Source organism: Streptomyces sp. NBC_00386, from assembly GCF_036063235.1.
Classification (GTDB): domain Bacteria; phylum Actinomycetota; class Actinomycetes; order Streptomycetales; family Streptomycetaceae; genus Streptomyces.
The window spans coordinates 2,567,894-2,579,608 of record NZ_CP107950.1; the positions used below are offsets into that span (position 1 = coordinate 2,567,894).

General features: G+C 70.1%; 9 protein-coding genes. 2 read left to right on the top strand and 7 right to left on the bottom strand.

Going from position 1 to position 11,715, the window contains the following annotated elements:
* Positions 1-212: 212 nt before the first annotated feature.
* Entirely contained in the window at positions 213-1,541 is a 1,329-nt protein-coding gene (locus tag OG780_RS11105) for a class I SAM-dependent RNA methyltransferase (protein WP_328447134.1), read from the bottom strand.
* Between the two features lie 85 nt (positions 1,542-1,626).
* Positions 1,627-3,675 (bottom strand): APC family permease, encoded by a 2,049-nt coding sequence (locus tag OG780_RS11110; protein ID WP_328447136.1) that lies wholly within the window; start codon positions 3,673-3,675, stop codon positions 1,627-1,629.
* Positions 3,676-4,096: 421 nt separating this feature from the next.
* Between OG780_RS11110 and OG780_RS11115 the strand changes: the two genes are divergently transcribed.
* Together OG780_RS11115 and OG780_RS11120 are read left to right on the top strand one after the other, a co-directional pair.
* Entirely contained in the window at positions 4,097-4,768 is a 672-nt protein-coding gene (locus OG780_RS11115) for a potassium channel family protein (RefSeq protein WP_328447138.1), read from the top strand.
* The gene (locus OG780_RS11120; RefSeq protein ID WP_326785033.1) at positions 4,768-5,448 is read left to right on the top strand and encodes a potassium channel family protein; all 681 of its coding nucleotides are present in this window, start codon (positions 4,768-4,770) and stop codon (positions 5,446-5,448) included. Before OG780_RS11115 ends, OG780_RS11120 begins: the two co-directional genes overlap by 1 nt.
* Before the next feature lie 158 nt (positions 5,449-5,606).
* Here OG780_RS11120 and OG780_RS11125 read toward each other — a convergent pair whose 3' ends face one another.
* The 5 genes from OG780_RS11125 to OG780_RS11145 form a co-directional block, all read right to left on the bottom strand.
* Positions 5,607-6,374: a DUF3159 domain-containing protein gene (locus OG780_RS11125; RefSeq protein WP_328447141.1), complete on the bottom strand. Its 768-nt coding sequence runs from the start codon at positions 6,372-6,374 to the stop codon at positions 5,607-5,609.
* 3 nt (positions 6,375-6,377) lie between these two features.
* Positions 6,378-6,776, bottom strand: coding sequence for an OB-fold nucleic acid binding domain-containing protein (locus OG780_RS11130; protein WP_326785035.1), 399 nt, complete (start codon positions 6,774-6,776; stop codon positions 6,378-6,380).
* A 127-nt stretch (positions 6,777-6,903) separates the two neighbouring features.
* Positions 6,904-7,587, bottom strand: coding sequence for a response regulator (locus OG780_RS11135; protein WP_328447143.1), 684 nt, complete (start codon positions 7,585-7,587; stop codon positions 6,904-6,906).
* Positions 7,584-10,127, bottom strand: a complete 2,544-nt coding sequence (locus tag OG780_RS11140; RefSeq protein ID WP_328447145.1) for a sensor histidine kinase — start codon at positions 10,125-10,127, stop codon at positions 7,584-7,586. Before OG780_RS11140 ends, OG780_RS11135 begins: the two co-directional genes overlap by 4 nt.
* A 350-nt stretch (positions 10,128-10,477) precedes the next feature.
* Entirely contained in the window at positions 10,478-11,698 is a 1,221-nt protein-coding gene (locus tag OG780_RS11145; protein ID WP_328447147.1) for an alginate lyase family protein, read from the bottom strand.
* Positions 11,699-11,715: the final 17 nt, after the last annotated feature.

The following is an 11,715-nucleotide window of genomic DNA, read 5'->3' on the forward strand; positions in this document are numbered from 1 at the left end:
GGTGGAGCAGCGCGCGGCGGACCTTGTGAACAGGCTGGACCACCTGGCGAGGTTCAGCGAATCCGGTCGCGTCAGCGGTGGCATCCCCACAGCCGCTCGCTCTGCGGGGGCCTTCCCCAGCCCATGTGGCCGACCAGGCCCGTTCCGAACCGGCCTTTCCGTCTCATCGGTGCCCTGCTCACTGCAACGCGGCAGGCGGGTCACCCTGCAGCTCAGCCGGCCTTCTTCACCGGCTCCAGAATCGCCACGCACTCCACGTGATGCGTCATCGGGAAAAGGTCGAACGCCCGCAGCGTCCGCACCTTGTATCCCCCGTCGCGGAAGTACGCGATGTCCCGGGCCAGCGCCGCCGGGTCGCAGGCCACGTAGGCGATCTTTCGCGCGCCCAGCGACGTCAGGTGCTCGACCGTCTTCTTGCCGGCGCCCGCGCGGGGCGGGTCCAGGACGATGAGGTCGACCTCGGAGATGCCGGTGCGCGGGAGGACCGCCTCGACCTTGCCCTGTTCGATGCGGACGCGGTCGAAGTTCGCGAGGTTGTGCCGGGCGTCCTCCACCGCGCGCTTGCCGGACTCGATGCCGAGGACCGCGCCCTGGTCGCCGAGGCGGTCGGCGAGGGCCCCGGCGAAGAGGCCCACACCGCAGTAGAGGTCCAGGGCCATGTCGCCCTTGCGCGGCAGCAGGCCCTGCATGACGGCCTTGACCAGGGTGTCTGCGGCCATCGGGTGGACCTGCCAGAAGCCGCCGCTGCCGACCCGGTGGGTGCGGCCGTCGGCCCGCTCGCGCACGAACGCGCGGCCGTGGACGCGGTGGATGCCGCCGTCCTGTTCGGCGACCCGCATCACGGAGACCGGCTTGTCGAGTTCGACGAGGGGCAGACGGGCGCCGGGCCGGGGCTCCAGGATCACCATGCGGTCCTGGGAGCCGGTGGCGGCGATCGCCTCGACGGCCTCCATGCCGGACCAGTCGCGCTCCTCGATGCCGAGTTCGGTGACACCCGGGGCGGCGATCATGCAGCGCTCGATCGGCTCGACCTCGTGCGAGCGGTGGCGGCGCAGTCCGGCGTTGCCGTCCGGGTCGACGGCGTACTGGACACGGGTGCGCCACTGCGGCACCTCGCCCGCGGGCAGCTTGTCGCCCTCGGCGGGCATCACGGTGCCGTCCCAGCCGGCCTCCTCGGGCGTGAGGCCCGCGAGGCGCTGCAACTGTTCGGCGATGACCTCGCCCTTGAGACGGCGCTGCGCGCCGGGCTTGGCGTGCTGCCAGTCGCAGCCGCCGCAGCGGCCGGGGCCCGCGTACGGGCAGGGCGCCTCGACGCGGTCCTTGGAGGCGTCGATGATCCGCACGGCGTCGGCGCGCAGGAACCGCGCCCCTTCCTCGCCCTCGGTCACCCGGGCGACGACCCGCTCGCCGGGCAGCGCGTGCCGGACGAACAGGACCTGGCCCTCGTCCGTCCGGGCGATGCAGTGCCCGCCGTGCGCCACGGGGCCGATCTCGACCTCGTACTCGTCCCCCACCAGCGAATTCTTCGGTTCTGCCTGCATGGTGGGGTGACTCCAGATGAGAGGGGGGAAACGGCCGGACAACAGCCGTCCAGTCTACGTGCTCCCGGCGCGCTTCCCTTCCCCGTCAGTTCTTCTGGGTGGGCTCCTTGGGCCGTACCTGGGCCGGACCGCGGCGCACGGCACCCGGCGCGTTCCAGTCCTGCCGCTTGCGGGCGCGCAGTTTCGCGGCCTCGGACGACTCCAGCTGGTAGGGGACGGAGGTCACCATGACGCCCGGGGTGAACAGCAGGCGGCCCTTGAGACGCAGGGCGCTCTGGTTGTGCAGCAGGTGCTCGTACCAGTGGCCGACCACGTACTCGGGGATGATCACGGAGACCGCGTCGCGCGGCGACTCCTTGCGCAGGCCCTTCACGTACTCGATGACCGGCCGGGTGATCTCGCGGTAGGGCGAGTCGAGGACCTTCAGCGGTACGTCGATGCCGCGCCGCTCCCACTCGTCGCGCAGGGTCTTGGTCTCGGCAGGGTCCACGTTGACGCTGAGCGCTTCGAGGGTGTCGGAGCGCAGCAGTTTGGCGTAGGCGAGGGCGCGCAGTGCCGGCCGGTGGATCTTGGACACGAGGACGACGGAGTGGACCCGGGAGGGGCGGACGCTGTCGTCGGACGGTCCCTCGGGGGCGGCCAGCTCCTCCGCGACGCGGTCGTAGTGCTTACGGATCGCGGTCATCGTCGCGTAGAAGATCACCATGCCGAGCAGGGCGACCCAGGCGCCGTGAGTGAACTTGGTGACGAGGACGACGACCAGGACCAGTCCGGTGAAGAAGGCGCCGAAGGCGTTGATCGCGCGGGAGCGGATCATGTGGGTGCGCTTGGCCTGGTCGGTCTCACTGGCCAGATGGCGGTTCCAGTGGCGGACCATGCCGGTCTGGCTGAGAGTGAAGGAGACGAAGACGCCGACGATGTAGAGCTGGATCAGGCGCGTCGAGTCGGCCCCGTAGATGATGACGAGCATGCTCGCGGCGCCGGCCAGCAGCACGATGCCGTTCGAGAAGGCCAGGCGGTCGCCGCGGGTGTGGAGCTGGCGCGGCAGGTAGCGGTCCTGGGCGAGGATCGAGCCGAGCAGCGGGAAGCCGTTGTACGCGGTGTTCGCGGCCAGGAACAGGACGAGGGCGGTCGCGGCGGCCAGCAGGATGAACAGGAAGCTGTCCTTGCCGAACACGGCTTCGGCGACCTGGGAGATCACCGGGTTCTGGACGTAGTCGGCGCCGACCGCGACGCCGTTGTGGATCAGGTCCGTGGCGGGGTTCTCGGCCATGCGCACCTTGGTGGTCATGGCCAGGGCGATGATGCCGCAGAACATGGTGACGGCGAGCAGGCCCATCGCCGCGAGCGTGGTCGCGGCGTTCTTCGACTTCGGCTTGCGGAACGCGGGGACACCGTTGGAGATCGCCTCGACGCCGGTGAGCGCCGCACAGCCGGACGAGAAGGCGCGCAGCAGCAGGAAGACGAGGGCGAAGCCCGCGAGCCCCTGGTGCTCGGCCTTGATGTGGTAGTCGGCGGTCGGCGCGTGCATGGTGTCGCCGAGCACGAGCCCGCGGAAGGCGCCCCAGGCGATCATGATGAAGACGCCGGCGACGAAGACGTACGTCGGGATCGCGAAGAGCTTTCCGGACTCCTTGACCCCGCGCAGGTTCATCAGCGTGAGCAGCACGATGACGGCGACCGCGCAGAAGACCTTGTGCTCCACCACGAACGGCACCGCCGAGCCGAGGTTCTCGATGCCGGAGGCGATGGAGACGGCGACGGTGAGGACGTAGTCGACGAGCAGCGCACTGGCGACGGTGAGACCGGCCCGTGGACCGAGGTTGGTGGTGGCGACCTCGTAGTCGCCGCCGCCGCTCGGGTAGGCGTGCACGTTCTGGCGGTAGGAGGCGACCACCGTGAACATCAGCACGACGACCGCGACCGCGATCCAGGGGCTGAAGTGGTAGGCCGACACGCCCGCGATGGAAAGGACCAGCAGGACTTCTCCGGGCGCGTACGCCACGGAGGAGAGCGGGTCGGATGCGAAGACGGGGAGGGCGATGCGCTTCGGCAGAAGCGTTTCCCCCAGCCGGTCGCTGCGCAGTGCACGCCCGATGAGGATCCGCTTGGGCACGTCGGTCAGTTTGGACACAACAGGGAATCGTAAGGGTTCGAACTGGCTGTCGCCCACCCGCCATCCCTCTTCGGCACGTCATCTGCTCTCCGGGTGAAAACGGGGTGGCTCCGGCTGCGGATTCCGCAGCACCGGAGATCCACGTGTCTATATGACAAAACCCCACTGTCGACCGTCCTGGAGGACCCATGCATCTGACCGCTGAGCTCGTCGGCGCGGCCGTCGCACTGGCCGGCCTCGGAATCCTCACCCTCGCGAGTGTTCGCAGCATCACACGGCGCTGAACCCCCCGCTCACCGCCGTTCCCCGAACGTTCCGCGAAAAAGGCACAGGTGAACCCGCGCAACGGTGCCCCCGGCCGACCGTGCGTGTGTAGCTTGGGCGGCGGTCTGAGACCCTGTTTAGCCTGAGCCGTAACCATTCATGCGGAAGGACGGTCGTGCACATCGTCATCATGGGCTGCGGAAGAGTAGGTTCCGCTCTTGCCCAGAACCTGGAGCAACAGGGGCACACGGTCGCCGTGATCGACCAGGACCCCACCGCCTTCCGGCGGCTGGGCTCCGGGTTCGGCGGCCGTCGTGTCACCGGAGTCGGCTTCGACCAGGACACCCTGCGCGAGGCGGGCATCGAGGAGGCCGGCGCCTTCGCGGCGGTCTCCAGCGGTGACAACTCGAACATCATCGCCGCCCGGGTGGCCCGCGAGATGTTCGGCATCGAGAACGTCGCCGCCCGCATCTACGACCCGCGCCGCGCCGAGGTCTACCAGCGCCTCGGCATTCCGACCGTCGCCACCGTCCGCTGGACGGCCGACCAGATGCTCCGGCGGCTGCTGCCCTCGGGTGCCGAGCCGCTGTGGCGCGACCCCACGGGCGGTGTGCAGCTCGCCGAGGTGCACACCGCCGTCGCGTGGGTGGGCCACAAGATCAGCCGCCTCCAGGACGAGACGGGCGTACGCGTCGCTTTCCTCACCCGGCTGGGCGAGGCGGTCCTGCCCAGCTCGCAGACGGTGCTGCAGGAGGGCGACCTGGTGCACGTGATGATGCGCACCGACGAGGTGGACAAGGTCGAGGCGGCGTTCGCCAAGGGCCCTGAGGAAGAGACGGGGCACTGATGAGAGTCGCCATTGCCGGTGCCGGTGCCGTGGGCCGCTCGATCGCGGGCGAACTGCTGGAGAACGGCCACGAGATCCTGCTGATCGACAAGGCGCCGACCGCCATCTCGGTCGAGCGCGTCCCGCAGGCGGAGTGGCTGCTCGCCGACGCCTGCGAGATCACCTCCCTGGACGAGGCGGCGCTGCAGCGCTGCAACGTGGTCATCGCGGCCACCGGGGACGACAAGGTCAACCTCGTGGTCTCGCTGCTCGCGAAGACCGAGTACGGGGTTCCGCGCGTCGTCGCCCGCGTGAACAACCCCAAGAACGAGTGGCTGTTCAACGAGTCCTGGGGCGTGGACGTCGCCGTCTCCACCCCGCGTCTGATGTCGGCGCTCGTGGAGGAGGCGGTGAGCGTCGGCGACCTCGTACGGCTGCTGCGCTTCAGCCACGGCGACGCCAACCTCGTCGAGCTGACCCTGCCGCCGGAGTCCGCCCTGGCCGGCACGACCGTCGGCGACGTCGCGTGGCCGGAGGACACCTCGCTGGTGACCATCATCCGCGGCACCCGCGTCCTGACCCCCTCCCGGGAGGACTCCCTGGAGGCGGGCGACGAGCTCCTCTTCGTGGCCGCACAGGCCCGGGAGGAACAGCTCGAGGACCTGCTGTCGGTCCGCCGCGACACGAGCACGACGAAGTAGCCGTTCCCCTTCCGTCGGCGGTACGGCGACGCGGCCGTCCGCCGGCGGGAAGAGGATTCGCGCCGTGGTACGACGATGGGGGCGCCCGGAGATTCTCCGGGCGCCCCCATCGTCGTACCACGGTCAGTCGCCCGGAGGCGTCCGCACAAGCACCCGGCTCACGCCTCGCGGCGGTGGCGGGCCGGAGCCGGGGCGTCGCCGCGTTCCTTGGCGAGGGCGGCCTTGCGCTCCTTCTCCGCCTGCTCCTCGGCCTCCATCTCCGCGAACACGTCGATGGGCGGCGGCGCCTTGGCCAGGAAGACCCAGGTGAGCCAGACGGCGAGCAGGAACGGCGGGATCTTCAGGGCGATCAGGACCCAGCCGAACTGGGTGGTGTCGCCCCACCAGTAGAGCGGGAAGAGCACCGCGCACTTGGCGAGCAGGATCAGGCCCCAGGCCCAACTGGCCTTCGTGTAGGCCTTCTTCCGGCCGGGGTTGCGGGTGCGCCAGGAGAGGTTCTCCTTGAAGACCGGGCCGAGCATCAGACCGATCAGCGGGACGCCCACGAGGGTGGTGACGATGTAGGCGACGGCGAGCCCGAGCGTGTAGAGCATGCCGGGCAGGTAGAAGTCCTTCGCGTTGCCCGTCATCATCGCGAAGACCACGCCGAAGGCGACGCCGAAGACTCCGCTGAAGGCGTGCTTCACGGTGTCGCGCCGCACCAGGCGGACCACGACGAGCAGCAGGGACACGGCGAGGGCGGCGATCGCCGCCCAGTGCAGGTCCTTGTTGATCGTGAAGATGGTGACGAAGAGCAGGCCCGGCACCACGGTTTCGACCATGCCGCGCACGCCGCCGAACGCCTCGAAGAGTGCGGCCTCGGTCACCGCCCGTGCATCCTGCTGGGCGTCCTGGGCGTCTTCGGTCGGCTTGTCGAGCGACGTCACCGGCTACTCCCGTCCGAGGGGTCTGAGTTCGTACTTCGGATTGAACAACACCCTACGGCCCCGGCTCATCGCGATACGGCCCGAGGCGATCAGCTTGCGTCCGGGCTCGATGCCGACGATGGAACGGCGGCCGAGCCAGACCACGTCCAGGGCGGCCGAGCCGTCGAACAGCTCGGCCTCCAGAGCCGGGACACCGGCTCTCGGCCGCAGAGTGACCGTGCGCAAGGTACCAGTAACCGTGACGATCTGCCGGTCGTGGCAGTCACCGATACGGGTACAGCCCGCGGTCGCCGTGTCCTCCCGCAGCTCCTCGGACTCCAGGTCCTGCTGGGACGAGGAGAGCCGGTCCATCATGCGCCGGAAGCGGCCCGCCGGCTTTTCGGAACGAGGAACAGCACTCATACCGAAAGCGTACCGGGGGGTGCTGACAGCTTCGTACCCGCGGCGCCGCTCCCCGAACCGGCCGCGGGCTCCGCTCGATCGGGCGACCGCCGTGGCTCGCACGGACGATCCGCGGGGCGCGGTCGCGTCACCGTTCGAACCTGTATCCCATACCCGGCTCGGTGATGAAGTGCTTCGGGTGCGAGGGGTCCACCTCCAGCTTGCGGCGCAGCTGGGCCATGTAGACCCGCAGATAGTTCGTCTCCGTCCCGTAGGACGGGCCCCAGACCTCCTGGAGCAGCTGTTTCTGGCTGACGAGCCGGCCGGTGTTGCGGACCAGCACGTCCAGCAGATGCCATTCCGTGGGGGTGAGCCGGACGTCCCGCCCGTCGCGGTGCACCTTCTTCGCCGCCAGGTCGACGGTGAACCCCGCGGTCTCCACGATCACGTCGTCGTCATCGCCCCCGGTGGGCTCAGCGCGGCGGACGGCGGCGCGCAGCCGGGCGAGCAGTTCGTCCATGCCGAAGGGCTTGGTGACGTAGTCGTCGGCGCCCGCGTCGAGTGCCTCGACCTTCTCGTCCGAGGAGTGCCGGGCGGACAGCACCAGGATCGGCACCCGGGTCCAGCCGCGCAGCCCCTTGATCACCTCGACGCCGTCCATGTCGGGCAGGCCGAGGTCGAGCACGACGACGTCGGGGTGACGCGCGGCGGCGAGCTGGAGCGCGGTGGCTCCGTCGGGGGCCGCGTCGACCTCGTACTTGCGTGCCTTCAGGTTGATGACGAGGGCTCGGGTGATCTGCGGCTCGTCGTCGACCACGAGGACCCGGGTCATGAAGCCTGCCTTTCTGCGACTGCTGATCGGGCGGCCAGGTCGGGCCGGCGGTCCACCGCCCGCACCGTGAGCACCATGGTGAGTCCGCCGCCTGGGGTGTCCTCGGCGTTGAGGGTGCCGCCCATCGCCTCGGCGAAGCCTCGGGCGACCGCGAGGCCGAGACCCACTCCGGTGCCGCGCGGGGCGTCTCCGTAGCGCTGGAAGGGCGCGAATATCCGGTCCTTGGCGTCGTCCGGGACGCCGGGGCCGCGGTCCACCACGCGGACCTCCACGCGGTCGGCCATGGCGCTCGCGGCGACCAGGACGCGTTCGTCGAGGGGGCTGTACTTGACGGCGTTCTCGACGAGGTTGGCGACGGCACGCTCCAGCAGTCCGGCGTCGACGGCGACCATCGGCAGGCTCTCCGGGATCTCCAGGACCACGCTGTCCTCGGGGACACCGCCGAGTGCCATCGGGACGACCTCGTCCAGGTCGATCTCCCGGATCAGCGGAGCGACCGTGCCGGTCTGGAGCCGGGACATGTCCAGCAGGTTGCCCACCAGGTGGTCGAGGCGGTCGGCGCCGTCCTCGATGCCCGCGAGGAGCTCGGCCCGGTCCTCCTCGGACCAGGCCACGTCGTCGGAGCGCAGGGACGACACCGCCGCCTTGATCCCGGCGAGCGGGGTGCGCAGGTCGTGGCTCACGGCGGCCAGCAGGGCGGTACGGATGCGGTTGCCCTCGGCCAGCACCTTGGCCTGGTCCGCCTCGTGCTGGAGGCGCTGACGGTCCAGGACCACCACGGCCTGCGCGGCGAAGGCGGCCAGCACCCGGCGGTCGGAGGCGGGCAGCACCCGTCCGGACAGGGCGAGCGCCATGTGGTCGCCGACCGGCATGTCGACGTCGGCGTCCTCGGGGCGGGTCGCGGGCGCCGGTCCGGCGCTGCCCGCGCACGTCCACGGGTCGACGTCACCGGCGCGCTCCAGCAAGGCGACCGATTCCATCCCGAAGGTCTCCCGGACGCGCTCCAGCAGGGCTTCCAGGCTGGTCTCGCCGCGCAGCACGCTGCCCGCCAGGAAGGAGAGGATCTCCGACTCGGCCCGGAGCCGTGCCGCCTGGTGCGTACGGCGGGCCGCCAGGTCCACCACCGACGCCACGGAGACGGCGACGCCCACGAAGATCACGATGGCGACGATGTTCTTCGGGTCGGCAACGGTCAGCCGGTGCAGGGGCGGTGTGTAGAAGTAGTTCAGGAGCAGCGAGCCGAAGGCGGCCGAGGCGAGGGCCGGGAGCAGTCCGCCGAGCAGGGCGGCCGCGACCGTCACCGCCAGGAACAGCAGCATGTCGTTGGCGAGGCCGAGGTCGATGGTGTTCAGCAGCAGGGCCATGAAGACGGGGCCGCCGATGCCGATCGCCCAGCCCCAGATGATCCGGGAGCGCCCGAGCCGTGCTCCGCGGGCCACCGGCAGACCGCGCCCCTTGGCGACCTCTTCGTGGGTGACGATGTGGACGTCCAGGTCGGGGCCGGACTCCCGGGCGACCGTGGCGCCGACGCCCGGACCGAAGACGTACTGCCAGGTCTTGCGACGGGAGGAGCCGAGCACGATCTGGGTGGCGTTGACCCCGCGCGCGAAGTCCAGCAGGGAGGCGGGGATGTCGTCGCCGACCACGTGGTGGAAGGTGCCGCCGAGGTCCTCGACCAGGGTGCGCTGGACGGCCAGCTCCTTCGGCGAGGCGGAGGTGAGGCCGTCGCTGCGGGCGATGTAGACGGCCATGACCTCGCCGCCCGCCCCCTTCTCGGCCAGCCGCGCGGCGCGCCGGATCAGCGTCCGGCCCTCCGGACCGCCGGTCAGCCCGACGACGATCCGCTCCCGGGATCCCCAGATCTTGGAGACCCGGTGTTCGCTGCGGTACTCGGTCAGGTATTCGTCGGCCCGGTCGGCCACCCACAGCAGCGCGAGTTCGCGCAGGGCCGTGAGGTTGCCCGGCCGGAAGTAGTTGGACAGGGCCGCGTCGACCTTGTCGGGCTTGTAGATGTTGCCGTGCGCCATCCGGCGGCGCAGCGCGGGGGGTGACATGTCGACCAGTTCGATCTGATCCGCCCGCCGCACCACCTCGTCCGGCACGGTCTCTCGCTGCCGCACACCCGTTATCGACTCGACGACGTCACCCAGTGACTCCAGGTGCTGGATGTTGACGGTGGAGACGACGTCGACGCCGGCTGCGAGCAGCTCCTCCACGTCCTGCCAGCGCTTGGCGTTGCGGGAGCCGGGCACGTTGGTGTGGGCGAGTTCGTCCACCAGGGCGACGGCCGGGGCGCGGCGGAGCACGGCGTCGACGTCCATCTCGGTGAAGACGCCGCCCCGGTACTCCAGCTCCTTGCGCGGAACCTGCTCCAGGCCGTGCAGCATCACTTCGGTGCGGGGCCGGTGATGGTGCTCGACGAACGCCACCACGCAGTCCGTCCCGCGTTCGACGCGGCGATGCGCCTCGGAGAGCATCGCGTAGGTCTTGCCCACGCCCGGTGCCGCACCGAGGTAGATCCGAAGCTTGCCGCGTCCCATGTGCCTATTGTCTTCCTGTCACCGCTGTGTACGCAGCGTCGACCTTACGGCCAGGATTCCCGGCGAACAGGACGATCGCCCCGCCGGGGAACGTCCTTGACGCAACTCTGATGCCCCGCGCGACCCGGCACGGTTCCACGTGGCCCGTCGGCGGCCGGCGCCGGTGACGGCGGCCCTGGTGACAGTGATGCCGGCGCTGGTGACAGTGGTGGTGCCGGTGACAGCGACGGCGGTGCTGGTGACGGTCCGGCTCATGTTCTCTCCCCGTGATCCCCGGTGGACCGGGCGCCGGTGTCCCGGCCGGACACCCGGTCCCTCATGGGTTCATCGGACGAGACCCCGGATCCGGTTCACGCGGGATTGTCGCCGTGCGTCAGCGTCTCCCACGCGACGAAGAGGTTGTTGCTGCCGGCCGGACGGTTCTGCTGGGTGAGCGCCTGGGTGTTGGTCATCGCGATGCCCAGGCGGTTGTGCAGGGCGTTGTAGCCGACCTCGGTGACCGGGCCGAGCCCGAGGTTCATCGAGCCGCCGCACAGCCAGCTCGGCACGGCCGTACCCAGCTGGTACTTCGACTGGAAGCCGAGCGCCTGGCGCAGCCGCTCGCCGACGTCGGTGCCGTAGAGGTCCTGCCCCTGGATGCGGCTCGTCTCGGCGATGTGGGAGATGGCCGAGATGCCGTAGCCAGTGTGGGTGAGGTCGCGACAGGTCTCCTGTGTGAGCCCGGTGACGAACGTGGACTGCCCCTGCCAGTAGCTGACGATCTTCGCGGTGGTGTCGAGGTTCTGGCTCGGCACGGTCTTGGGCACGGCGCCGTCGGTCGGGAGGTAGACGTACGCCGCGGTGCGCGTCCGGAACTTCGCCATGGCCTTGTCGTACGACGTCTTGTCCTCCAGGAAGACGGAGATGCCGACCGCCGCCTCCATCATCGACAGCTCCCAGTTCCCGTTGGAGTTGGAACCGTTGATGATCTGGGGCAGGTAGACGTCGCGCAGCATGCTCGCGAAGCGGCCGGAGTTGGCCCAGGAGCCGGTGTACGTGTACTTGATGATCTCCGCGGCCTTGGGCCAGGAGGAGCCCGCCCAGCCGGTCTGGAGGGGTGCGTTGCTGTTGGTGTGGGACTTGATCACCGCGGACCAGGCGTCCATCAGCTCGATGGCCTTCTTGGCGTACCGGTCGTCGCGCGTGATGTACCAGGCGAGGGCGTCGGTGTACGCGGCGATCGCGTCCTCGCGCTCGTCCGTGCAGCCGTAATTGGGGTTGGAGTACGAGCCGCACTCGACGGTCGCGCGGGGCGTGGGGGTGCGCGTGAGCGAGGCGTACTTGCTCGCCATCATCTGGTCGTAGGCGCCCTTCCAGGGCTGGGCGCCGGCCAGGACCTCGGTGCGGGCGAAGTCCAGTTGTCCCCTGGAGACGGTGACTCCGGGGTGGACGAAGGCGGCGGGTGCCGCCTCGGCCCGGTGCGCACCGGGCCAGGACAGGAGGGTGCCGACGAGCGCGGCGGTCGCGGCGGCGACGGTGACGAGGAAGGCCGGGCGCCGTCTGCGGCGATGCCGAGTGGGGGTGTCGGACATGCAGAGCCATCCATTCT

What these genes read in the sequence shown, in the direction of transcription:
- OG780_RS11105 (WP_328447134.1), bottom strand. Translation starts at nt 1,541, where the DNA reads ATGCAGGCAGAACCGAAGAATTCGCTGGTGGGGGACGAGTACGAGGTC.
- OG780_RS11120 (WP_326785033.1), top strand. Translation starts at nt 4,768, where the DNA reads ATGAGAGTCGCCATTGCCGGTGCCGGTGCCGTGGGCCGCTCGATCGCG.
- OG780_RS11130 (WP_326785035.1), bottom strand. Translation starts at nt 6,776, where the DNA reads ATGAGTGCTGTTCCTCGTTCCGAAAAGCCGGCGGGCCGCTTCCGGCGC.
- OG780_RS11135 (WP_328447143.1), bottom strand. Translation starts at nt 7,587, where the DNA reads ATGACCCGGGTCCTCGTGGTCGACGACGAGCCGCAGATCACCCGAGCC.
- OG780_RS11140 (WP_328447145.1), bottom strand. Translation starts at nt 10,127, where the DNA reads ATGGGACGCGGCAAGCTTCGGATCTACCTCGGTGCGGCACCGGGCGTG.
- OG780_RS11145 (WP_328447147.1), bottom strand. Translation starts at nt 11,698, where the DNA reads ATGTCCGACACCCCCACTCGGCATCGCCGCAGACGGCGCCCGGCCTTC.